21 protein-coding genes are annotated in these 22706 nt (G+C 51.1%); 11 read left to right on the top strand and 10 right to left on the bottom strand.

The window, feature by feature from the left end; genetic code table 11:
* Window positions 1–15: 15 nt before the first annotated feature.
* The 5 genes from aspS to Q8K39_RS01795 form a co-directional block, all read right to left on the bottom strand.
* On the bottom strand, window positions 16–1818 hold the full coding sequence (gene aspS / locus Q8K39_RS01815) for an aspartate--tRNA ligase (protein WP_305258068.1): 1803 nt from the start codon (window positions 1816–1818) through the stop codon (window positions 16–18).
* Between the two features lie 61 nt (window positions 1819–1879).
* Complete coding sequence (locus Q8K39_RS01810; RefSeq protein ID WP_186956152.1) at window positions 1880–2482, bottom strand: DUF502 domain-containing protein; 603 nt, start codon at window positions 2480–2482, stop codon at window positions 1880–1882.
* A 54-nt stretch (window positions 2483–2536) separates the two neighbouring features.
* Entirely contained in the window at window positions 2537–2842 is a 306-nt protein-coding gene (locus Q8K39_RS01805) for an FmdB family zinc ribbon protein (RefSeq protein WP_186956154.1), read from the bottom strand.
* Between the two features lie 92 nt (window positions 2843–2934).
* Window positions 2935–4359: a sodium:solute symporter family protein gene (locus Q8K39_RS01800; protein WP_186956155.1), complete on the bottom strand. Its 1425-nt coding sequence runs from the start codon at window positions 4357–4359 to the stop codon at window positions 2935–2937.
* A gap of 233 nt (window positions 4360–4592) precedes the next feature.
* Window positions 4593–4766, bottom strand: coding sequence for a hypothetical protein (locus tag Q8K39_RS01795; protein ID WP_305258067.1), 174 nt, complete (start codon window positions 4764–4766; stop codon window positions 4593–4595).
* On the opposite strand from Q8K39_RS01795, the gene Q8K39_RS01790 reads away from it, so the two are divergent.
* Entirely contained in the window at window positions 4765–5445 is a 681-nt protein-coding gene (locus tag Q8K39_RS01790; RefSeq protein WP_305258066.1) for a Bax inhibitor-1 family protein, read from the top strand. The two genes, Q8K39_RS01795 and Q8K39_RS01790, sit on opposite strands and share 2 nt — an antisense overlap.
* A gap of 72 nt (window positions 5446–5517) precedes the next feature.
* Here the strand turns inward: Q8K39_RS01790 and Q8K39_RS01785 are convergent, their stop codons facing one another.
* Window positions 5518–6525: a M28 family peptidase gene (locus Q8K39_RS01785; protein ID WP_305258065.1), complete on the bottom strand. Its 1008-nt coding sequence runs from the start codon at window positions 6523–6525 to the stop codon at window positions 5518–5520.
* Between the two features lie 257 nt (window positions 6526–6782).
* Here Q8K39_RS01785 and Q8K39_RS01780 point away from each other — a divergent pair, with 257 nt between their 5' ends.
* The 6 genes from Q8K39_RS01780 (at window position 6783) to Q8K39_RS01755 (ending at window position 16168) form a co-directional block, all read left to right on the top strand.
* A complete protein-coding gene (locus Q8K39_RS01780; RefSeq protein WP_305258064.1) occupies window positions 6783–7913 on the top strand; it encodes a GNAT family N-acetyltransferase in 1131 nt (376 codons plus the stop codon).
* A 101-nt stretch (window positions 7914–8014) separates the two neighbouring features.
* The gene (locus tag Q8K39_RS01775) at window positions 8015–9262 is read left to right on the top strand and encodes an exonuclease SbcCD subunit D C-terminal domain-containing protein (protein WP_305258063.1); all 1248 of its coding nucleotides are present in this window, start codon (window positions 8015–8017) and stop codon (window positions 9260–9262) included.
* A complete protein-coding gene (locus Q8K39_RS01770) occupies window positions 9259–13068 on the top strand; it encodes an AAA family ATPase (RefSeq protein ID WP_305258062.1) in 3810 nt (1269 codons plus the stop codon). The genes Q8K39_RS01775 and Q8K39_RS01770 overlap by 4 nt, the downstream gene beginning before the upstream one ends.
* A 376-nt stretch (window positions 13069–13444) precedes the next feature.
* Window positions 13445–13762 (top strand): single-stranded DNA-binding protein, encoded by a 318-nt coding sequence (locus Q8K39_RS01765; protein WP_305258061.1) that lies wholly within the window; start codon window positions 13445–13447, stop codon window positions 13760–13762.
* A 179-nt stretch (window positions 13763–13941) separates the two neighbouring features.
* Window positions 13942–14763 carry an ABC transporter substrate-binding protein gene (locus Q8K39_RS01760; protein ID WP_305258060.1) on the top strand — a complete coding sequence of 274 codons (822 nt, stop codon included), beginning with the start codon at window positions 13942–13944 and terminating at the stop codon, window positions 14761–14763.
* A 475-nt stretch (window positions 14764–15238) separates the two neighbouring features.
* Window positions 15239–16168: a DUF4272 domain-containing protein gene (locus tag Q8K39_RS01755; RefSeq protein ID WP_305258059.1), complete on the top strand. Its 930-nt coding sequence runs from the start codon at window positions 15239–15241 to the stop codon at window positions 16166–16168.
* 71 nt (window positions 16169–16239) lie between these two features.
* Here Q8K39_RS01755 and Q8K39_RS01750 read toward each other — a convergent pair whose 3' ends face one another.
* Window positions 16240–16794, bottom strand: coding sequence for a carboxymuconolactone decarboxylase family protein (locus Q8K39_RS01750; RefSeq protein WP_305258058.1), 555 nt, complete (start codon window positions 16792–16794; stop codon window positions 16240–16242).
* Between the two features lie 139 nt (window positions 16795–16933).
* Here Q8K39_RS01750 and Q8K39_RS01745 point away from each other — a divergent pair, with 139 nt between their 5' ends.
* Window positions 16934–17281 (top strand): helix-turn-helix domain-containing protein, encoded by a 348-nt coding sequence (locus Q8K39_RS01745; RefSeq protein WP_305258057.1) that lies wholly within the window; start codon window positions 16934–16936, stop codon window positions 17279–17281.
* Between the two features lie 15 nt (window positions 17282–17296).
* On the opposite strand, the gene Q8K39_RS01740 is transcribed toward Q8K39_RS01745, so the two are convergent.
* The gene (locus Q8K39_RS01740; RefSeq protein ID WP_305258056.1) at window positions 17297–18748 is read right to left on the bottom strand and encodes a S41 family peptidase; all 1452 of its coding nucleotides are present in this window, start codon (window positions 18746–18748) and stop codon (window positions 17297–17299) included.
* A gap of 159 nt (window positions 18749–18907) precedes the next feature.
* Here Q8K39_RS01740 and Q8K39_RS01735 point away from each other — a divergent pair, with 159 nt between their 5' ends.
* The gene (locus Q8K39_RS01735; protein WP_305258055.1) at window positions 18908–19930 is read left to right on the top strand and encodes a tetratricopeptide repeat protein; all 1023 of its coding nucleotides are present in this window, start codon (window positions 18908–18910) and stop codon (window positions 19928–19930) included.
* Window positions 19931–20050: 120 nt separating this feature from the next.
* On the opposite strand, the gene Q8K39_RS01730 is transcribed toward Q8K39_RS01735, so the two are convergent.
* Window positions 20051–20266: a helix-turn-helix transcriptional regulator gene (locus tag Q8K39_RS01730; RefSeq protein ID WP_230413895.1), complete on the bottom strand. Its 216-nt coding sequence runs from the start codon at window positions 20264–20266 to the stop codon at window positions 20051–20053.
* A gap of 8 nt (window positions 20267–20274) precedes the next feature.
* Window positions 20275–20736 (bottom strand): hypothetical protein, encoded by a 462-nt coding sequence (locus Q8K39_RS01725; RefSeq protein WP_305258054.1) that lies wholly within the window; start codon window positions 20734–20736, stop codon window positions 20275–20277.
* A 298-nt stretch (window positions 20737–21034) separates the two neighbouring features.
* Between Q8K39_RS01725 and Q8K39_RS01720 the strand changes: the two genes are divergently transcribed.
* Together Q8K39_RS01720 and Q8K39_RS01715 are read left to right on the top strand one after the other, a co-directional pair.
* Window positions 21035–22213, top strand: coding sequence for a metallophosphoesterase (locus Q8K39_RS01720; protein WP_305258053.1), 1179 nt, complete (start codon window positions 21035–21037; stop codon window positions 22211–22213).
* 41 nt (window positions 22214–22254) lie between these two features.
* The gene (locus Q8K39_RS01715; protein WP_305258052.1) at window positions 22255–22701 is read left to right on the top strand and encodes a hypothetical protein; all 447 of its coding nucleotides are present in this window, start codon (window positions 22255–22257) and stop codon (window positions 22699–22701) included.
* Window positions 22702–22706: the final 5 nt, after the last annotated feature.

The following is a 22706-nucleotide window of genomic DNA, read 5'->3' as shown; positions in this document are numbered from 1 at the left end:
TTTGCAGATTAAAGATTACGCAATTTTTGGTTCTGCTGCGCGCAAACGGATATGCAGTTCACGCAATTGTTTTTCATCAACTTCAGACGGTGCTTGAGTCAACAGACACTGGGCACGCTGAGTTTTCGGGAAGGCGATCACGTCACGGATGGATTCTGCACCTGTCATCATTGTGACGATACGGTCCAGGCCGAAAGCCAGTCCACCATGCGGAGGCGCGCCGTATTGCAGTGCATCCAGCAAGAAGCCAAATTTCAGTTGCGCTTCTTCAGCATCGATCTTCAATGCGCGGAACACCTTGCTTTGTACATCTGCGCGGTGGATACGGACAGAACCGCCGCCCAGTTCCCAACCATTCAAGACCATGTCATACGCCTTTGCGATACATTTGCCCGGATCAGTTTCCATCAAATCTTCATGACCATCTTTTGGTGCCGTGAATGGATGATGAGTCGCTGTCCAGCGGTCGTTTTCTTCATCATGTTCGAACATCGGGAAGTCAACTACCCACAGTGGCCTCCATGCATCTTCAAACAAGCCATTGGCTTTGCCGAATTCGCTATGACCGATTTTCACACGCAATGCGCCGATAGCGTCATTGACGACTTTGGCTTTGTCAGCACCGAAGAAAATCAGGTCGCCATCTTGCGCACCTGTGCGTTCCAGGATTTGTGCCAATGCAGCGTCGTGGATATTCTTGACGATGGGTGACTGCAAACCATCACGGCCTTGCGCCTTGTCATTGACCTTGATGTAAGCAAGGCCTTTGGCGCCGTAGATACCAACGAACTGCGTGTAAGCATCGATTTCAGAACGTGGCATGTTGGAGCCACCTGGTACGCGCAAACCGACTACACGGCCATTGACCATATTGGCGGCACCGGCGAATACCTTGAAATCAACATCCTTCATCACATCTGTCAATTCTGTGAATTGCAGTTTGACGCGCATGTCTGGCTTGTCGGAACCATACAGGCCCATGGCATCCGCAAAATCCATCACCGGGAAAGGGTTTGGCAGGTCGATGTCCAGGGTGTTCTTGAATACCAGACGTATCATGCCTTCAAACATGTCGCGAATCTCTTGCTCATTCATGAAAGAAGTTTCGCAATCGATCTGGGTAAATTCTGGCTGGCGGTCAGCACGCAAGTCTTCATCACGGAAGCACTTGGTAATCTGGTAGTAACGGTCAAAGTTGGCGACCATCAGCAATTGTTTGAACAATTGCGGGGATTGTGGCAGCGCAAAGAAATTACCAGCATTGACGCGGGATGGCACCAGGTAGTCACGTGCGCCTTCTGGCGTAGACTTGGTCAGCATTGGTGTTTCGATATCGATGAAGCCGTTTGCGTCGAGGAATTTACGCACTTCCATCGCCACCTTGTAGCGCAGGCGCAGATTGTTTTGCATTTGCGGACGACGCAGGTCCAGCACGCGGTGAGTCAGGCGTGTTGTTTCAGACAGGTTGTCATCATCGAGCTGGAATGGTGGCGTGACGGATGGGTTCAAGACTTCCACTTCATGCGCCAGCACTTCGATCTTGCCGGATTTCAAATTGCTATTGCCAGTACCTTCTGGGCGGCTACGGACCAGACCAGTAATGCGCAGACAGAATTCATTACGTACAGTTTCTGCAGCCTTGAATACATCAGCACGGTCAGGATCGCAAACAACCTGCACCAGGCCTTCGCGGTCACGCAAGTCAATGAAGATCACGCCGCCGTGATCGCGACGACGATGCACCCAGCCACAGAGGCTGACGGTTTGGCCGAGTAATTCCTCTGTAGTGAGGCCGCAGTATTGGGTACGCATGGACATATTTCTTACCTGTCTGTATTCAAAATTAAAAATGATTTGATGCAGTGGATAACCGCATCATTTATTTGGTGGGGAGATGCTCGGGAGCCACCACGCCCATGGAAACAATATACTTGAGTGCGGCATCGACACTCATGTCCAGTTCTATGGCTTCATCCCTGGGTAACATCAGGAAAAAGCCGGAGGTCGGATTCGGTGTAGTTGGCACATATACGCTGACAAAATCGCCTTTGAGGTGATTAACCACATCGCCACCCGGTACACCGGTCAGGAAACCTATTGTCCAGCAATCACGACGCGGATATTCAATCAGCACGGCTTTGCGGAAGGCATTGCCAGAAGAAGAAAACAGCGTATCCGATACCTGTTTCACGCTGGAATAGATGGAACTGACGATAGGAATGCGCTGCAACAGGCTTTCCCAGGCCCTGATGACGTAATTGCCAATAAAGTTTTGCGCCAGCAAACCCGTCACAAAGACGATGAGCAAGGTTAGGACCGTGCCTATACCCAACATCTTGAAACCAACCAGTTTTTCTGGTCGCCACTCAGTAGGCAACAGCAACAGGGACTGGTCCATGGTACTGATAATGGCATGCAGCACCCACAGCGTGATTGCCAGAGGTACTAGAATCAGCAAGCCAGTAATAAAGTATTTACGCATGGTAATGGTTAGCTTTATGAATTAAACGGCAACAATAAGGAATAAAAAAATAAATCAGGCAGCCTTGCCAGCATCGCTGGCTGGTGCCGGCGCACTGGTTTCAGCCGCTGGTGTTGCAGCAGGTGCCGGCGTGGCTGCCGCCTCGTCAGTCGCAGGTGCTGCCGCACTTCCACCAGAGCCACCACGAAAATCTGTCACATACCAGCCTGAGCCCTTGAGCTGAAAACCGGCAGCAGTCACTTGTTTGCGGAAGGACGACTTGCCGCAAGTCGGACAGACACTGAGCGGTTCGTCAGAAATCTTTTGCAGTACATCCTTGGCAAACCCGCATTCTTCACAGCGGTAAGCATAAATCGGCATGGCTAAGCCCTAAAAAAACTGATAAAACCCTGAATTATAAAGGTTTTTGACCAGAATTTGCGCATTGCATCATGCCGGTATCCAAGCTGGTATCAAACCACCAGCTTCTTGCGGACAATTTGCGGCAGCAAGGACCCCGCTATCATACCTGTCAAACTCATTAGTACACCCACCAGTTGTGGTGGCCACAAGCCATCGGGAGCAAAGACTTCCATGCTGACCCAGGAAACAATCCCCAGGATGATGGAAGCCAGGCCACCCTGGGTGGTCGCAGGTTTCCAGTACAGGCCAAAAGCAAGTGGTACAAAAGCGGAAACCAGTGTCACCTTATAGGCATTTTCCACCATTTTATAGATACTGGAATTGGTATTCATGGCAAACAAGGTAATGATAACGGTGAATACCAGAACAACAGCACGCATCATGAACAGGAATTGCTTGTCACTTTGCTTTGGGAAAAATGGTTTAAGTATGTTTTCTGAGAAAGTGACGGATGGCGCCAATAAAGTTGCACTTGCACAACTTTTGATCGCCGACAGCAAGGCACCAAAGAACATCACCTGGGCCAGCATAGGCACCTTGGTCATGATCAGGGTTGGCAGTATCAGTTGCGGGTCCTTGTCTATCAGGCTCTCGACCATCTTGGGGTCGATCAGTGTCGCCGAATACGCCAGGAACATGGGGATGAAGGCAAAGCAGAAATACAGTACGCCACCCAATACCGACGCATTGCCAGCAATTTTCTCATTCTTCGATGAGGCCACGCGCTGAAACACGTCCTGCTGGGGTATCGAACCCAGCATCATGGTGATCCAGGCAGCAAAGAACCATAGAGACTCCCTGGGCGTAGGCGAGGGCCAGAAATCCAGCTTACCTGCATTGGCAGCATGCTCTACGACAACTTGAGCACCGCCCACCATGCTGGAAACCTCCCAGCCTATGTACAGCATGCCAATGACGATGATGATCATTTGCAAAAAATCTGTAATCGCCACTGACCACATGCCACCCATGAGGGTATAGATCAGCACACTGCCGGCACCTATCATCATGCCTGCATTCATCGATATATAACCGCCTGACACCACCGTGAACACCAGGCCCAGGGCCTTGATCTGCGCCGCCACCCAGCCCAGGTAAGACACCACGATACACAGTGTTACCAGGACTTCGGCCGTGCGCCCGAATTTATTGCGATAATAATCACCGATAGTCAGCAAGTTCATGCGATACAGAGGGCGTGCAAAGAACAGGCCGACCAAGACCAGACACATGGAAGAGCCAAAAGGATCGGCAACCACGCCTTTCAAACCTTCCTTGACGAAGGTGGACGAAATCCCGAGCACGGTTTCAGAACCAAACCAGGTAGCAAACACCGTTGCCGTGACCACGTACATGGGCAGGGAGCGACCTGCGACCGCAAAGTCTTTGGAGTTATTGACATAACGGGCGGCATATAATCCTATGCCAACAGAGATGACCCAATACAGGATGACGAACCAGATGAGTGTATTCATGGAGGGAAGCGTGCAAAGATGTCAATAAAAAACCCGCATTTTTTTCTGCGGGCATTATAGACGTAAGTTACACGAAGTTTGCAGGGGGCAGCGGCAAATTTCTGCTATGTACCAGGCATATTTGTGTAAAAAACACGCTATCTGGGCATACATGTCAAAAATATCGAAGTATTTGATTCGCTCTCCTAAAAGAATTCATGCTGTTCATTTTTCCTGAAGAAAATCACAGGAAATCAAATACTTATTATATAAGCAATAATTTGAAACACTTTGAAACAGCCATGTTCAAGTGTGGGCTGCTTCTTATACACTCCTGGCTGACTTGCAATTCTTGCAGGTTTATTCATTAATCCAAGCTGCATAGCTGCTTCAAGCGCATGTGGCACACCCACGACAGGAACATCCATGGAACTGGCAAGCACCCATCAAGGTTACGGTCCAGCGCGTGAGCGTTTTATCAGCAAGACCTTTAATCATCTCGGTGGCGCAATTCTGGCGTTCACTGCCATTGAGGTTGTTTTATTCAAAACCGGTATCGCTGAGGTCCTGGCACAAGTCATGCGCCACTTGCCATGGTTCCTCATCCTTGGCGCATTCATGCTGATAGGCTGGCTGGCATCGCGCGCTGCGCATACGGTAGAAAGCCTGCCGCTGCAATACGCCGCTTTGGGTGCCTACATTGTGGCAGAAGCCATTATCTTCATCCCCATCCTGTCCATTGCCAACGAGGTAGCACCTGGCGCGATTGCCACGGCTGGCCTGGTCACTGTATTGGCGACAGTGGGCCTGGTGGGTATTGCCTATGTATCGAAGAAAGACTTTTCTTTTCTTGGCAGTGTATTGAAATGGTGTGGCCTGGTTGCTTTGGTACTGATCGCTTGCGGCATGATTTTTGGTTTCCAGCTGGGCTTGTTCTTTTGCGTAGCCATGGTGGCCTTTGCTGGTGCATCCATCTTGTATGATGCCTCCAACATCATCCATCATTATCCTGAGGACCGTTATGTCGGCGCATCATTGCAATTATTTGCTTCTGTTGCCCTGATGTTCTGGTATGTATTGCGTATCGTCATGAAATTGCGTGACTAAGCATATCAACTACTAGTACCCGCATCAATTCCAGCCTGCTTCACCGCAGGCTGGAATTCTCCTCCCGCTGCCTTATCTGCTTGCCTTACTGCCGTTTTTCGATACTGCAGCTTGTCCGCTTTTACCCTTTATCCTGAAGTCTGTTGTCAACATGGCCTGGTCCAGTACATAGCTGGCTTTGATCAATAAATCCACCGCACCCAGATAAAACTTCGGATTAATTTTATCTACCGTGTCGCCGGGTTGGTGGTAATCGGCGTGATCCTCCACCCCAAAATAGATATGTGGGACACCCGCCAGGAAAAAGGGTGAGTGATCCGATTGTTTGGTCCAGTCATCTTGCCCCTGTTCTGGCCTGTCATGGCCAAACTTGAGTTTCACGCCCTGATTGCCATCCAGGCCGAGCAGCAAATCCTTTAATACAGGCGTATGGAAGGCGCCACTGGCATAGAGCTCCCCTTTGTCGCCTCTGGCTATCATGTCGAAATTCATATTGATGCCTATGCGCCCCAGATCAACGACAGGCTTGGCGGCAAATGCCCGCGACCCGCTCAGGCCCAACTCCTCTGCATCAAACAAGATATACATGACATCATGCTGTGGCGGGACCTTTTGCATGGCTTCAGCGATGGCCAATACCGCCGCCACTCCTGAAGCATTGTCATCAGCACCATGATAAATCTTGCCGCCACGTTCACCCAAGTGATCATAATGGGCAGTAATTGCCATCATTGGGGCTGTAGCATGCGCGCTCATGCTGCCAGTGCGGCAAGCCAGGATATTTTTGCCTTTACGCGTTCCCCCCTGGCGCGGCTGAAATTCAAATTCATGGACAAAGTCATCCTTACACGGTGTCAAACCAATTTGCTGCAAGCGGCTGACAATATAATCGCGTGCCAGGGCACTACCCTTGCTATCAGTTGCCCTGCCTGCCATTTCTTCACTGGCCAGTTTTCTGATATCCAGCATGGCCTGCACCGGTTCAGCCGCTTGCACAAAGAAAGGCATCAGGCCAAGTACGGTGACAGGAAATAAGTTGCGTATAGTTTTGCCAAGTTCAGTTTTGCCAAGTTCAAACATAAATCTTCCAGCCATTTAATAAAAGATAAACTTCAGACCAATAATTGCGGATGTAAGTTCTATTTACTGAAAATACCATTAAGCTCTTGGGTGCATGTACCAATATCAACAAAATCATCACACAGATTCAAGCAAGCTTGCAATTACTGGCATTACATGGCATAAACCCCAACCTGAGTTTCTGCGACACGGTATTTAACATTCTCGTCTGCACTAATTTTTAGCCTGCGCTTACGTATCACCAGATTTATCCGTCAATGTCGAATTTAAAAAAACTTGTTGTTAATACAGATGCAGGGTTTGAAGCCCTGGCGGCTTCGTGGCGTCTGCTGGAAACACAAGTGCCACAGTTATTGCCCTTCCAGACCTATGACTGGAACCACGCCTGGTGGAAAGTATTTTCTGATTCATCCTGGTATCACAAGGATGAATTGGCCATCTGCACCTTGCATGATAATGGGCAGTTGGTCGCCGTCATGCCGCTGACGAATACCCATGTAGGCTTGCATAGCCTGTTCATCTATCGCTATGTGCGGCCTTTTGGTGCCGATCCCAACCTGACCGAGATCCGTGCGCCACTGGCCTTGCCTGCCTATGATGAGACCATACTGCAGCAATGGGAAGATTTATCCAGACAAGAAACCTTTGGCCTGACTGAGTTCCAGGTCATCCACACCAAACTGCATGCTGAACAATTTTTAGCCAGCAATGCAGCAGTTCATCCACTGCAAGCCAGGGAAATCCCCAACTTCATCCTGCATCTGGATGATAGCTGGCCCTGTTTTAAAAGCAGGCTCAAGCGCAATATCAAGGAATCCTTGCGTCGCTGCTATAACTCGTTGACACGCGACAATCTGCAATTGGGCCTGCAAGTCTGGCAAGGGGCTGAGGCTATCAAACCAAGGCTGAGTGATTTTTATGCCCTGCATGCAGCCCGCGCTGGTGCCACCAATACGGTAGAACACCCAGATTATTTTGCTCCCCCCCAGCACCGCGCCTTCATGGCTGCCCTGCTGGACAGCGATTTTGCCAACCGCATGCACTTGTTTTGCCTGGAACTGAATGGCCGTGTAGTCGCCATGCGCCTGGGCTTTGACATGGGTGAAGAACTGTATTTGTACTATTCTGGCTATGACTTGCAATTTGCCCGCTACAGTGTCATGACTACCTTGCTGGCCGAAATCATACAGTGGTCTTACACGCAAGAATTCAAACGCATCAATCTCTCAGTAGGCGAAGATGTCTCTAAAACTCGCTGGGGTCCAAGTGTCACCCACTATGTGGAATACCAGTGCGTGAAAAACAATGCCTGGCGCAAGAACCTTGGCAATAGCATTTTGAAGATGCGCAAATTACGCAGAAAATGGTCTGAGAAAAAGTCAGACTAAACGGTTCACGACTTCGCCCCTGCCTGAAGTTTCATACCCATGTAAAAACGGTTACACTTGCCCTGCTTAACACCTTCACAAGCATAGGCAAAGGACTACACTTGCGCTTCATCCATACTTCAGACTGGCACCTGGGCCAAACCCTGCATAGCGCCGAACGCGGGCTGGAACATCAGCATTTTCTTGACTGGCTGTGCATCACTCTGCAAGAGCAACAAGCCGATGCATTGCTTATCGCGGGTGACATCTTCGACAATGCCAATCCCTCAGCCGCATCGCAAAAACAGTTTTACCGTTTTTTGCGACAGGCCAAGATGCACCTGCCTGATCTGAATATCATCATCATCGCGGGCAACCACGATTCACCCGCCAGACTGGAAGCGCCCGTCCCTCTGCTCGATGGCATGGATATCAGCGTCGTCGGCATGGTACCGCGTCTGGCCGATGGCAGTATCGATGTGTCAGCGATGGTAGTACCGATAAGGCAGAATTCCAGGATAGTGGCCTGGTGCCTGGCCGTGCCTTTCCTGCGCCCCGGAGATGTGCCCCGGGTCGAGAATGCCAGTGACCCTTACATGGCAGGCATAGCCCGCTTGTACAAAGAGGTGAGCGACCATGCCCTGGGCTTGCGCCAGCACGGCCAGGCCATCATCGCCATGGGACATTGTCACATGGTCGGTGGCGAAATATCCGAAGACTCTGAGCGCCGCATCGTTATCGGCGGCACTGAAGCCTTGTCTGCCAGCATGTTCGACAGTCACATCACTTATGCGGCACTGGGGCATTTGCATCTGGCGCAAAAAGTGGGCAAGCAAGAACATCTGCGTTATTGCGGCAGCCCCCTGCCCCTGTCGTTTGCTGAAGTCGATTACCGGCATCAGGTTTTGTGTGTGGATGTTGATGGTGAAAGTCTCTCTCAAGTAACACCCCTCTATGTACCACGTGCAGTCCAGCTCTTGCGCATTCCCAAGCATGCAGCGCCCTTGCCTGCCGTGCTGGATGCGCTCGACAGCCTTGATCTGGCTAGCATTGTCGATAACAGCAAAGGCACGCAATATGATCCCTATCTGGAAGTCAAGGTAAAACTGGATGCGCCGGAACCCGGTCTGCGTGCGCGCATCGAAAGCTACATCGCAGGCAAACCCTTGCGTTTGCTGAAGATAGACCCGCATTACCCAGGCAAGTCGAAAGATGAGAATAGCGATAAAGAGGCCATACAGGATACGCTGGACCGCCTGCAACCTGAAGACATCTTCCGCCGTCTGTATCAAGGAAAATACCAGCAGGAAGCACCGGGCGACATGCTGCAAGCCTTTGGCGAACTCTTGCACGGTGAGGGCATGCAATGAAAATACTCGCCATACGCGGTAAAAACCTGGCTTCGCTGGCGGGTGAATTTGTTGTCGATTTCACTCAGGAGCCTTTGCAGTCTGCTGGCCTGTTTGCCATCAGCGGCCCCACCGGCGCGGGCAAAAGTACCCTGCTGGATGCCCTGTGCATGGCCTTGTATGAAAACACGCCCCGCCTGATCAAGGCAGGCACCACAAAATTACCCGACGGTGCCGATGCAGTGACCCAACAAGATACCGGCAACCTGTTGCGACGAGGCACTGGCGAAGGTTATGCTGAAGTGGATTTCGTGGGCACAGATGGCAATGCCTATCGCTCACGCTGGAGTGTGCGACGTTCACGCAATAAAGCCACAGGCATCTTGCAGCCGACCGCAATGTCACTTCACCAGTTACCGCAACTACAGCCTATAGGCGGCAAGAAAACCGAGGTCAAGGAAGAAATAATCAAGCGTCTTGGCCTCAAGTTTGAACAATTCACGCGCGCCGTTTTGCTCGCACAGAACGAATTTTCCAGTTTTTTAAAAGCCGATGACAATGACCGCGGTGAACTGCTGGAAACCCTGACAGGCAGCGATATCTACGGTCAGATTTCACAACGTGCCTTCGCCCGTTCCAAACTGGAACGCGAAGCGCTGGACCGTTTCCATGTGCGACTGGCAGACAACAAACCACTGAGCGCCGAAGAACGCACACAACTTGAGACTGACCTTGCCATCAGCAAAACCAGCTTGGAACAACTGGATAGTCAACTCACAGAATTGCAAACACATCTGCGCTGGCATGCCGATGACAGCAAGTTGCTACAGGGCGAACAGCAAGCCCAGCGGCAATTGCAAATACATGAACAAGAAAAGACAATAGCCGCAGCAAGAGTCGCCTATCTGCAACAAGTCGAAAGCATACAAACCGCCCGACCGCTGCTGACAGAACTCGAACGTCTGCAACAGGCAATCAGCCAGGGAGAGGCAGAAATTGCCACAGCCCACAACAACATTCAGGCAGGCACGCACAGCGCACAAGAAAAACATCTGGCGCTGACGCGGGCACAGCAAGCATTACAGCAAGCCGAACACGCCCTGCATGAAGCAACGCCTATGCTGGATGCAGCCAAGGCACTCGACAGCAGCCTGAACATCTTGCGTAGTAACTGGCTGGCTGCGCAACAAACACAAGTGCAGGCAGAACAAGCGCTGACAATTGCGCGGCAACAGCAAAAGAGTAGACAGGCTGACCTGACACAACTGCATAAGAAACAGCAAGACCTGCAATTATGGCTGACCCGACACGCGGGCTTGCAAGGCCTGGCCGACAACTGGACAGCATGGGAGTTATTACTGAAGCAGGCAGCAACAGCCAAGAAAGATGCCAGTTACCAGCAACAAAACATGCTCGATCTACAAAAACAAAAAGACAAGCAAGAACAAGTGCTGGCAGAACGCGCGCAACAATTGCAAGCAAGTGAACAAAGCTGGATAGTTGTAGAAAAATTACGTGAAGAAGCAGCAGACAAGCTGGCACAATTTGACTTGCCCGGTTTGCAAACGCAAAGACTGGCGCTTGATCAAAGACGCGAACTCTTGAGCAGTGCTACAGATTTGCACAAGCAAATGCATGAACAGGCACAACGCAAAAAAGCTTTGGAAACTCAGCAGCAAGCCTGCCAATTGAGCATTCAAGCTACAGATAAAACCATTGCCAAAATTCAGATTCAATTGCCCAGCCTGACTGCCGCAAAAGAACAGGCACAGAAAAGCCTGCAACTGACCCAGGCTGCCTGCAATGCCAACGTAGAAAGCCTGCGTGACACCTTGCAAGACGAACAGGCCTGCCCGGTCTGCGGAGCAACTGAACATCCCTACAAAACCGGTAACCTGCAATTGCATGCCTTGCTGATGCAGTTGGAAGATGAACTCAAGCATTGCCAACAAGTCGAACAAGACCAGCGCCAGTTACTGGCAACCGCAACGGCTGAACACAGGCAATATCAACAACAGCAAAAACAATTTCAGCAAGAGCTGACGGTTTTGCAGCAACAGGAACAAGTTGTAGCAAGTGCATGGCAAGCGCACATCATCTCCGCTGAATTGCGAACCGCGAAAATCGATAATGAACAAGCCAGCACCTGGTTAAGCCAGCAACAGGCTGGTTTGCAAGAACAACAGCAACAATTGCATAAAAAAGAGCAAGCCTATCAACAGGCAACAAAGGCCAGGGATGAAGCATTTGCCAATACAGAAAAAGCACGCCGTACCCTGCAAGAACATAAAGACACCCACACTGCGCTTATCCATGCGCTTGAAAAGTTCACCACTGCCCTGACACAGGCGACAGAAAAAGAACAGGATGCCAGTCAAAAGCTGGATGAAGCCCTGGCCCAGTTGGCACCTGCCTTTGCCGCCCAAGCAGACGACGGCAACAGCTGGCAAGACAACTGGCATGCATCACCTCTGGAATTCCAGAGTCAATGTGCAATCCATGTGCAGCAATGGCAAAGCCATCAACTCGCCTACAGCCAAAGTGCTGAACAACTGGCAAAGCTGCAACTGGATGTAGAAAAACAGCAGATGCAATCCCATCAACTGGAAGAGCAATTTTCCAGCGACAACAAACGTTATCTGGTTGCAGATACAGCATTAAAACAACAACAAGCCAAACGGCAGGAATTATTCCAGGGTCGCGCCGTCAGCGACGTAGAAGCGCAATTCATACTAGCGATCAATCAGGCAAAAGCGGCACTGCAAACCCAATTGCAGGCGCATGATGAAATACGCCAGCAACTGGCACGCCTGCATGAAGCACAAGAACAAATCAATAAGCGTATCGCCCAGCAAAGCCAGGAACTGCACATCGCCAATGAAAAACTGCACGAGTGGATAGCACAGCAGCAAGCCACCATAAAAAACCTGGATGTAACACACTTGCGTGAGCTGCTGGCACATCCACATGCGTGGATCAATGCAGAGCGCCAGGCCATGCAAGCAATTGAAAATGCAGTTCAGCAAGCGACAACCATACTCCGTGAACGCAGCCAGCAAAGACAGCAGCATTTGCGACAACATCCGGCAGCACTAAGCTTTGCGCCAGCAGATGCGATGCAGGATGAAACCGGGCAAGAACCAGAAATTGCAGCGACGGAAATAAACGGGACTGCACATCTGCAATCCTTGCTCCAAGACTTGAACGAACGACGTCAGCAAATCCAGCAAGAATACAGCCGTCACCAGCTTGCTCTGGCACAGGACGAGGCACGCCACCAACAGGCCAAAGACCTGATCGCCAGCATGCAAGGACAGGAAGCACAAACCCGTTTGTGGGCGCAGATGAATGAATTGATAGGTGCAGCCGACGGCAAGAAATTCCGCAACTATGCCCAGCAAATCACACTCGATGTCTTGCTAGCCTATGCCAATCAGCACCTGCACCAGCTCTCACGCCGCTACCGCCTGCAAAGGGTGGCAGACACGCTGGCACTGATGGTCATCGACCAGGACATGGGCGATGAACAGCGCTCTGTGCATTCATTGTCTGGGGGAGAATCTTTCCTGGTATCGCTGGCCCTGGCGCTGGGACTGGCATCTCTGTCCAGTAACCGCATCAAGGTCGAATCCCTGTTCATCGACGAAGGCTTCGGCAGCCTGGATGCCGACACCCTGCGTATCGCCATGGATGCCCTGGATAGCCTGCAAGCCCAGGGCCGGAAAGTGGGTGTGATTTCGCATGTGCAGGAAATGACAGAGAGGATTGCGACCAGGGTAGTCGTGCAGCGGGTGTCTGGGGGAAGTAGTTCGGTGGGCGCGGCTTGAGTGTGCTAAGCGAGTTGAGTGGATTACCGCTTGACAACGAAGCTTTCACTGTTGGTACCCCTCCTGCCGGCGATTTCTATATTGCCATTCATGGATACTCTGCATATACCTCCAACAACCTGACTGTCCGCTATTGGTAATATGTCAGGACTTAGCCAATAAAAATGCAACAGCACTGGATCGTCATTTTCAGTACGGTCCAGTGACTCTAGTGAAACAATATCTCCCGCCATACAAATTGCTATGCTCTTCTCGATATGTTCTTCTATGGCCTGGGCATACAAATCTCATAAAACAAAAAACAATATTGAATCACAAGTCAAACGCGTGTATGTTCCCGCAATCAATCAACTCCTACACACGAAAGTAAAACTCCATGATAGACGCACTCATAGCCGGACGCATTTACGGCCAGGTCGAAGAACGCGCAGGGCAAAATGGCTCTGTCTATGTCACTTGCAAGGTGAGGGCAGCCACAGATGATGGTGACTTCATTATCTGCAATGTCATCGCGTTCAATGACAAGGTGCGCGAGACTTTGCTGGCCCTGGGTGATGGTGACAGCCTGTCGCTGTCGGGTGCCTTGACGCCCAAGGTATGGACAGACAAACAGGGCAAGTCCAGACCTGCACTGGATTTGATCGCACATACCGCAATAACCGCGCACCTGACTTCTCAGGTACATCTCCAATAGTTCCCTGAAAAAATCTCAAGGGATCGCTGCATCACGCTAAATTTATTACAATAAAAATAATAATAACGTAAAACATCGTTTCCTATCCCAGGAAAAAACCACGAGAGCATTTGCTTGCCTCTGGCACGGGCGTACTATTCAACTTACGTCCACCCGCAGACTTACTACCAAGGGGAAATATGCCAGCTTCAGCCCGCTTATCTCTGTATCGCATGCAGATATTCATGCGGCAAGTGTTTGTGCCGGTGCTGGCCTGCCTCCTATGTCTGCACAGTGCCACGGTACAGGCACAAAAACTGAGCATTTATACCGAAGACTGGCCCCCAATGAACTTCAAGACCAAGACTGGTATTGATGGCATGGCGGTCGATATAGTCAAGGCTTTGCAGGCACTGACGGGCAACAAGGAAAACATACAACTGGTGCCATGGGCGCGTGGCTACAAGGCGGTGCTGGAAGATGAAAACGTCATGCTGTTCAGCCTAGGTCGCTCACCTGAACGTGAAAAGCTCATGCATATGCTGGGGCCTATCGCCATTTCCAAAACTGCAGTCTATACCCGCAAGGGAGAAGCGGCACGCCTGAGAGCACTTGAAGGTGAAATCTACAAATTGCCGGTTGGTGCCTACCGTGGCAGCATCTTCGCTGATGCTGCAAAAAAGAAAGGCTTCATCAATCTGGCCCAGGCTGATTCACCCTTGAACTCATCCAAGATGCTGTTTGCCCATCGCTTTGATTTGTGGGTAGAGGGCAGCCTGGCTGTCAATTCCGTATTGCAGGAAAGTGGTCGCACTGCGGCTGAGGTAGAAGAAGTCATGGTGCTCGACAGCCTGGAATTGTACCTGGCATTTTCCTTGAAAACCCCGGCTACCACGATCACCCTGTGGGAAAATGCCTTGCGACAAATGAAGAAGGATGGCAGTTTCCAGAAGATCCATCAAAAGTGGTTGCCGGGTGAAACACCGCCACTGGAAGTGTTCAGAGTTGAGGGTGGGCATTAAATTTCAAGAGGTGCTTTCATCCATGGTCAACGTCTCTGAGCCTGTGATTCGACGGCTAGACTGGTCTGCTCCACTTGCTTGCGTTTAGTCTTCCGTGCCACTATGTTACCCATACCCAATTCTGTTTCGACTTGTAAAAGCACTCCCCCTGCTTGGGCTTTGCTCTTATCCTAGCGCCTTTCATGTATTGTCCCTATAGAGAAGATCAGCAAAAAACTGTCTCGATACTGGCAATTTTGGCCCACTTCCCATCTGCACCATGCTGAAAATTTTAAAGAATTTAATTTCCGGAAAACCGGCAAATGACAGTGCAAATTCTGCTGGTCAACGCACATCAGTATCCACATTTGTGCAAGAAATAGACAGCAACAGTGCCAGCAGCATTTTAATCAATGCGTATTGCACATGTGCGCAGATACCGCCGCTCAATTTTCCACATAAACTGAATAACGTGCGCGATTTGCATGATCCTGACATGCATGGCCATCTGCAGGGATTTATTGGCTACGTACTCAAGCGTGGTGATGGGCAGATGACGCACCAGCGTTATCATGTGATGCGTCACATACAGCGTGTACAGCAGCAAGTCAGCCTGTGGATAGATGAGAGCCAGCTGGATGCTTTTTCTGACTGGGCAGTGGCAGCGAATGCCATCGTCTTCATGCAGGATGGCGATATCCGAGACCCGCACGGTTATGTCTTGCTGGCTGCGGCAGATGGGGAGATAGAAACAGGTGCTAGCGTGCCTTACCCGCCACAGGCCTGGCAAAGAAAGGCAAGAACCGATGCCATGCTGGCAGAGAAAGGTTTGGCAATACCGGCACACTTGCCGCCACTGGTCAGCGAGGACGAATTGCAATTGCGTCCAGCTGCAGAAATACTGGGACGGGCTCTGGCTTTATACATCGTTGCCCTGCGGGCAGAATCGGTGGCCACCAATCAAGCTATTCCTTCGATAGACTTGATCGAACGATTCCCACAGGTGCATGCATGGTTGTCGCCAGATGAACGTGAATTTCTGGAGACAGAAGAACCAGGAGAGAATCTCTTGCCCCAGTTTGCCTGGCGCTATGAATCGCTGTACGTGCTGGAATGGGTGCTGGGCTTGCAAGATGAGCTGACTTTTGCTGACGCAATTTGCGATGTGCCACTAGTTGCCCGCACCATGATGAATCTGGATTTTGAAGACACTCTGGCAAAAGCCAGCACCCGACCGGCCAGCCAGATACTGGATGCCCTGGACTTGCATTACCGCCTGCACTGGCTGGTACGCGAAACCAGGATGAAAGAAGTAAGTTTGCCATTGAACCTGGAGGCAGGTGTCATCTATGAGCGACACTATGCACTGAACTGGCTGGTGAATTTTGAAAACGCGGCATGGGATGAGGTGGATACGCCAACGTAAAAACATCTTCCTCAAACTCGCCAGGCGGGCAGCAGCTTGGTCACTCGCCTGACTTCCCGCTATTGGTGATCTCATGCATACTGCGCAAATCTGGGAGCAAAACTCTCCAACTCTACCGCAGCCGCATTGGTAATAAATGAAACCGTGTGATAACTGCCCGTCAGGCTGACGATTTCAAGTATCTGGGCAGAATCATAGTGATGCGTCAGTGCCATCCATAGAGCGTCGCTGATGCCCGAGCTATCGTGCAATTCATCCACTGCCTTCAGCAGTAAAACCTCTCTGGCTGACAATGCGCTCAGATCAGGATCCGGATGCAGTGTGGCAGCGATCTCTGCCCTGGTCAGTCTGGCCTTTTCTGCAAACAGAGCGACATGCACACCCCATTCATATTCAGAGCCGCAGCGGGCACAAGTGCGCAAGATGATCAGTTCACGCTCTCTTAATTCTATTGATCCCTTATCCAGTAAATTACCGGCAAACATGCGCTGCAATACCCTTTTGTTATGGGCCTGGGTGCGAAATAATTTCAATGGTGACATCCCGGGTGGCATGATGCGCAGGAAGGCCTCCGCAACTTCAGCCTCATAAGGCGGTTCTAATGGAGCAATTCTGGTCATTGACATCTGGTTCTCCTGAAAAAAAGCGTGTTCATGCAGGCAGGCCCCAGCCTTGCATTGGTCATGTTCACGCAATGGTACAATTAACTATCCGCTACATTATTAGTAGCATATAGCTACATTTAACGTAGCGCAAGGAGAAAATATGACGACACCAAAACCAAGGCAGCCTGTCCGGGGATCGCAGAGCGGCCGACCCATCATGGCGTTACTGGATTTGCTGGGCAGGCGCTGGGCGCTGCGCATGATCTGGGAATTGCGCGGCGATCCCCTGAGTTTCAGGGAATTGCGCGAGCGTTGTGATGCCATGTCACCCACGGTGTTGAACCAGCGTCTGCGCGAATTACGCGAGACACACATCATAGAAATGGCGGCAACTGGTTACAGCCTCAGTCCTTCAGGGCAAAACCTGGTACAAGCCATGCTGCCCTTGCTGGCGTGGTCAGAGGAGTGGCAGCAGATGCTGGATGTACATGCAGAAGAAAAAGAATAAGAAAGCCCGCAAAATTTACTTCATTCCCCTTAATACCTCTTCCACCCAGCTCATCAACTTGCTGTCATCTGCCATATTCCCTGAATAGGGAAAGCCAGGAACAAAAGGCTCCCTGGCGGCCTCGGCCACCATGTAATAGGCCGCGGGGATGTAAATATAACCGCGCTCACTGGGCAACTTGAAACGGTCAATTTCGCCGTACGGTGAATAGCCCAGGGTGCTTTCGCCCAGGACGACACTGCCAGAAATAGCCTTGATTTGCTGTAGGAAGTTCATGCATGAACTAAAGCAGTTACGGTCTATCACTGCAGCAATACGCGGGCCTGCGGGCTTGGGCGGGAGTGCCGCAAGCAGGGCCTGCGGACTTTGCTTTTCATCGCCACTGATGAGAGCGGTATTCTTACCAGCGGCCAGTGCCGCTTCCAGCTTGGGAATCATGGCATCAAACATAGGCTTGCTGGCCGCAAAGTTAGGGTCGGCCGCATATGTTTTGGCCCAGGCGATACTCTCCTTGCTGGCGACCATAAACTTGGCATGTCCGCCCATTTCTGTCAGTTGATCGCTATAATTTTCGCCAAACAAGGCTGTCAGTGCACGCGTGCCCCAATTTGAATCGCCACCGCCATTTCCACGCAAGTCAAAGATGATCCATTTATCCTGCTTTAATTTTTCCAGGCGGGCGTACACTTTTTCAAATGCCTTGCCTTCATCCGTGACACCAAAGCTGGGCATGCCTACCCAATACATGCTCTTGCCCAAGGCGTAAACACCAACATCCCTGGCAACGGCGACATAGGTTTTTCGCACTTCAAGAATATGCTTTTCACTGATGTTGCCGCTGTCTTGCAGCGCATGCATGGGGAGAGGGAATTCTTGGGTGCGGCCATCGGCCAGTTTGAATACACAGCGCTTCGGAGCGATTCCGAGGCCACGTTCAAACATCATGCTGCGGGCAGCCTCGCTCATGCTGGTCGAGTACTCTGGCGCATGACTCTGGTAAGGCATGACCCTGGTCTGCAAATAAGTACCAAGCCAGACACCATCACAACTTTGCACAGCAGCGCCTTGCTCTGGTAGAGGATTGGGCCATTTTTTTTCGGACCAGATCACCCGGAACTGACCATTGACCCTGTCTATCACCAGGCCAGTCCAGCCTGAGCGCTTGAGTTGCAAATTGATGCCAGTATGCGGATCACCAAAGCCATAGATGAAACGGCTGATGGTGCGCAAATAGTCTTGCTCATCGCGTGCCACTGCGGCTTCGGCCAATGCCACTGGCAAACCATTTTTTAGTGGCTCGGTGACATGCAAATGCCCGGCCACTGCGCCTATATGCTTGCCAGCCAGGGTTTGAGCGGCGAATTCCACATCTTGCCGGGTAATCGCTGGCCATTCAGGTGGCGCGGCCTGGGCATTGCCCAGCATTAGGATGGATAAAACAAAAATGGCTCGCTGTTTTTGATTCATGATCTATTGTCTCTGTATTTTATATTCAAGTACGCGCACGTCGTCCTGAGGATGCGACAAACCACCAGTGTAGCCCAAGATGATTTACACTAGTGGCTCTGACAGCCTATGAAAAAAATATATGTTTTTCGTTTTTGCAAGCACCTTTTTATTTCCCTCATGCTGAAATCCATACTCTGCGCCACACTATTCTCCACCCAGATATTGACAGCGCATGCTGCCGTTAACCCTGGCACGCCAGCCAAACCGGATGCAGCGGCGATTGCGTTCAAGGAGGGCAATTTTGCGCTGGCTTTTCAGGACTGGACTCAGCGCGCCGAAAAAGGGGAAGCAGCAGCACAACACAATCTGGGCAATCTGTATTTAAGTGGCAAAGGTCCAGAAAAAGATGAAGCCAAAGCCATGGCATGGTTTCAAAAGGCCGCCGATGCCGGGTATGCACGTGCACAGTTCAATCTGGCAGAAGGCTATCGCCTGGGTGTGGGTGTAGAAAAAGATATAGCTCAAGCAATTGTCTGGTATAAAAAAGCAGCAGAGCAAGGTTTGGCCAGCGCCCAGGTGACTCTGGGCATTTGCCATGAACTGGGCCTGGGCATGCCCAAGGACATGGTGGCAGCCAATACTTTGTACAGGGCAGCCGCCGACCAGCATGATGCCGAAGCCCAGTTCCGCCTGGCCCGTATTTTTGCCCTGGGTCTGGGCACTGAAGTCAATCAGCGCGTTGCCAATATCTATGCAAGCCAGGCAGCCAATCAGGGCCATGCCCAGGCGCAAACTTACCTGGCAACCCAATACCTGACCGGCAACGCCGTGCCACGCGATGTCAACCTGGCCATCCACCTGCTGGCACAAGCTGCCCGCCAGGGACATGCGCGTGCCTTTGCCTGGCTGGGTCATATCTATAGTGAAGGCACTGGTATAGCTGCTGACCTGCCACGCGCCTATCTGTACTTCAGCATCGCCGACAAACTCGATACAGAAAAAGAAATGCAGGACATGCCCAACAAACAAAAGCTGGGCCTGGCCTTTCGCCTGAAAACCGAAGACATACAACAGGCCGTCACACTGGCCGGCGAATGGCAAGTTGGCAGCTTGCCACCAAAACTGGTGCTGCCTGCCTTGAAAACCAGCAAGACAAAACCAGAAATCTACCAGGGCCAGGTGTATTACCTGAAGGACTAGACTGAGAACCTGTTTACGATCTTACTGCGTGTGCGTGATAGGGCCTCATGCGCTGTTCTTCAACCCGCTGACGCACGCTCGCTACAGATCCTAAACAGGTTCTGAGAAGCAGCCAGGCGTTTACTCTGCTACATCTTCAATAAAAAACAGGGTTTCTACCGTCACCTGCAAGGCCAGTGCCAGTTTCAAGGCCAGCAAGGTGGATGGCACCATATGCCCCATTTCTATGGCATTGATGGATTTGCGCGTGATGCCGGTCAACTCTGCCAGATCAGCCTGGGTCAGGTTGTGGATGGCACGCTGCACTTTCATGGTGGTTCTGAGTTGTTCTGCCATGATTTGCTTCAGCGGTCCAGATACAAGAGGCTGATGCACACCGCCAGCAAACTCAATGCCGCCGTCATGATGGCCATGAAGATATGGTCATTGCTCATCGGCCACACATGTACAGTCACTGCCAATACTGGCTGCAACAGTATCGCGACGATCAGGCCGTTTTGTGAAGCACGCATGGCACTGGCCTTGAACAGCTCATCTTCACGGGCAGCCTTGCGGGCCGGGCTGGAGAACGGGATTCTGGCGGCGCGGCGCATTGCCCCCATGCTGGCAAAACCGGCAAACATCAACACCAGAAACATGCTCATAAAATGCCGCCGGATAAACTGTGCGGCGGTACTGTCTTCAAATCCTAATGCCCACACTGCACAAATACAAAAAAACACACAGTACACCACGCCCATCCAGTTACGGTGACGGTCGTAACGGACTATCAGTTCCAGATCATCCAGGGCTTTGCTCTGCTTCATCTTGTCTCTCCTTAGAATAATAGTTGGCGCACTAGTTACATGATTTGGCGGCAGCCTGGATGCGCTTCCATCCTTGCATGTTTGAATTATATAACATATCAATCCCATAAAGAAACCTATAAGTTACATTAAATAACCTATGCGTATCTAATTAACTCTTATCCTGTCCATATGCAAAGCTACTCCCAGGTGCAGATTTAAAACTGTCGCAAGCAAGAACTTGCCTTCCATTTCACTTTTCTGATGGTATATTCATGATCCTTATTTTTTTGCAATGACCACTTAAAGAGTGCACTCCATGCCGAGCAACACAAACTCACTACACACGTATTTCAAGGGCACTCGCCAGACTCTGCGCACGGGTATCCTTCTCTGCCTGCTGTTTGCCGCCACCGCAGTACAGGCACAAGACCTGACACCAGTCACCGGCATCAACGACGGTCCCTATGCTGTCTACCAATCACCTGCGCAAGCCGATAAAAGCGGCCTAGATGTCAGTTGGATATGCAATGACAAATTGCAAAAGCAAAGCTATGCCAGTGCCGCCAGCATCAGCCTGCCTGCACCTTGCGGCTATCCCCGGGCACTGACGATACGCCCGCCAGAAACAGCCGTCCCGGCCACCATCAAATTCAAGGCCGACAAAGTTGCTGCCATCAGCGATATCCACGGCCAGTTTGACCTCATGCTCAAGCTCTTGCAGGGCAATGGCATCATCAACCAGGACTGGCAATGGACATTTGGCACAGGCCACCTAGTCATCGCTGGCGACGTACTCGATCGCGGCCCCAAAGTCACTGAAACCCTGTGGCTGTTATATGCACTCGAAGCCCAAGCCAAGGCCGCCGGTGGAGCCGTACATTTACTGCTAGGCAATCATGAAACCATCGTCATGGCTGGCGATGTGCGCTACCTGAATAAAAAATATGCCGCTGTCGCCCAGCACCTCAATACCAGCTATCAGCAAATGTTCGATACCAGCAGCGTGCTGGGACGCTGGTTGCGCAGCAAACCAGTGATCATCCAGGTCAACGACATGCTCTTCATGCATGGTGGACTGCACCCCGACTACCAAAACCTCAACATGAGTCTGCAACAAGTCAATGAAAAATATCGCCAGACGCTGGGCCTGAGCAAGGCGCAAATCAAAACGGACGATGTACTCAATTGGCTCTACGGCAGCATAGGCCCACTATGGTATCGCGGTTACTTCACTGCCCCACAACTGCCTGGTGACGACCTCAACAAAGTCCTGCAACAACTCAAGGTCGAACGCATCGTCGTTGGCCACACGACCATGAATGGCGTGTATTCCCACTACCAGGGCAAAGTCATTTCCATAGACTCCGGCATCAAGGGCGGCGTCAAAGGTGAAATGCTCTTCTGGGACAAGGGCCAGCTTAGCAAGGCTAGTGCAGACGGGCAAAAAGTGGCGGTGCCGGATGCGCCTGAAAGACGTAAGGATGCTGGTGACTAAATGTCACCTGGTCACAAGCTGAGCAAAGGCAAGAATTTCTCATGCTGATTGAAAAATTCAAGAAAATCGTCCCCGTCACAGAACATGGCAAACTCATGCAATGGTGGGATGCACTCGGGGACGCTTTGCAAAATGAGATCATCAGCTTTTACAAACAGGGTGATGCTGTGAGCACGACTGTTCATAACATCAATACTGAGCTGGCGGCAAGGGAAGAAAGGCAGATGCGAGCACAAGACCTCGCCTGCCTGGACACTTACGAATTCCCCAACCAGGATTATTACGAAAACCTGATCGGCAACGAAATCTATCTATGCCTGCGCGGCCCCACTTTCCACATTTGCAAAGCCCACCCCGACCTGCGCTTACTGTTATTGCTCGGCATACTTCCCAAAAACTTTAGCTGCTATCTAGGTAAAAATGATTGTGCGATGACAGAAAACCTGCATCGCGACACTGGCGGCTTTTGGACTTTGAAAGGTAGCTGAAGCGG

Origin of the sequence: Undibacterium sp. (assembly GCF_030683615.1) — a bacterium.
In the GTDB taxonomy this organism is placed as follows: domain Bacteria; phylum Pseudomonadota; class Gammaproteobacteria; order Burkholderiales; family Burkholderiaceae_D; genus Undibacterium; species Undibacterium umbellatum.
Note: the sequence above shows the minus strand (reverse complement) of the source record. Positions and strands in the feature narration are given on the sequence as shown.

Coding starts and splice junctions, on each gene's coding strand:
- aspS (WP_305258068.1), bottom strand. CDS start 1,818: ATGTCCATGCGTACCCAATACTGCGGCCTCACTACAGAGGAATTACTC.
- Q8K39_RS01810 (WP_186956152.1), bottom strand. CDS start 2,482: ATGCGTAAATACTTTATTACTGGCTTGCTGATTCTAGTACCTCTGGCA.
- Q8K39_RS01805 (WP_186956154.1), bottom strand. CDS start 2,842: ATGCCGATTTATGCTTACCGCTGTGAAGAATGCGGGTTTGCCAAGGAT.
- Q8K39_RS01800 (WP_186956155.1), bottom strand. CDS start 4,359: ATGAATACACTCATCTGGTTCGTCATCCTGTATTGGGTCATCTCTGTT.
- Q8K39_RS01790 (WP_305258066.1), top strand. CDS start 4,765: ATGGAACTGGCAAGCACCCATCAAGGTTACGGTCCAGCGCGTGAGCGT.
- Q8K39_RS01795 (WP_305258067.1), bottom strand. CDS start 4,766: ATGGATGTTCCTGTCGTGGGTGTGCCACATGCGCTTGAAGCAGCTATG.
- Q8K39_RS01785 (WP_305258065.1), bottom strand. CDS start 6,525: ATGTTTGAACTTGGCAAAACTGAACTTGGCAAAACTATACGCAACTTA.
- Q8K39_RS01780 (WP_305258064.1), top strand. CDS start 6,783: ATGTCGAATTTAAAAAAACTTGTTGTTAATACAGATGCAGGGTTTGAA.
- Q8K39_RS01770 (WP_305258062.1), top strand. CDS start 9,259: ATGAAAATACTCGCCATACGCGGTAAAAACCTGGCTTCGCTGGCGGGT.
- Q8K39_RS01765 (WP_305258061.1), top strand. CDS start 13,445: ATGATAGACGCACTCATAGCCGGACGCATTTACGGCCAGGTCGAAGAA.
- Q8K39_RS01760 (WP_305258060.1), top strand. CDS start 13,942: ATGCCAGCTTCAGCCCGCTTATCTCTGTATCGCATGCAGATATTCATG.
- Q8K39_RS01755 (WP_305258059.1), top strand. CDS start 15,239: ATGCATGGCCATCTGCAGGGATTTATTGGCTACGTACTCAAGCGTGGT.
- Q8K39_RS01750 (WP_305258058.1), bottom strand. CDS start 16,794: ATGTCAATGACCAGAATTGCTCCATTAGAACCGCCTTATGAGGCTGAA.
- Q8K39_RS01745 (WP_305258057.1), top strand. CDS start 16,934: ATGACGACACCAAAACCAAGGCAGCCTGTCCGGGGATCGCAGAGCGGC.
- Q8K39_RS01740 (WP_305258056.1), bottom strand. CDS start 18,748: ATGAATCAAAAACAGCGAGCCATTTTTGTTTTATCCATCCTAATGCTG.
- Q8K39_RS01735 (WP_305258055.1), top strand. CDS start 18,908: ATGCTGAAATCCATACTCTGCGCCACACTATTCTCCACCCAGATATTG.
- Q8K39_RS01730 (WP_230413895.1), bottom strand. CDS start 20,266: ATGGCAGAACAACTCAGAACCACCATGAAAGTGCAGCGTGCCATCCAC.
- Q8K39_RS01725 (WP_305258054.1), bottom strand. CDS start 20,736: ATGAAGCAGAGCAAAGCCCTGGATGATCTGGAACTGATAGTCCGTTAC.
- Q8K39_RS01720 (WP_305258053.1), top strand. CDS start 21,035: ATGCCGAGCAACACAAACTCACTACACACGTATTTCAAGGGCACTCGC.
- Q8K39_RS01715 (WP_305258052.1), top strand. CDS start 22,255: ATGCTGATTGAAAAATTCAAGAAAATCGTCCCCGTCACAGAACATGGC.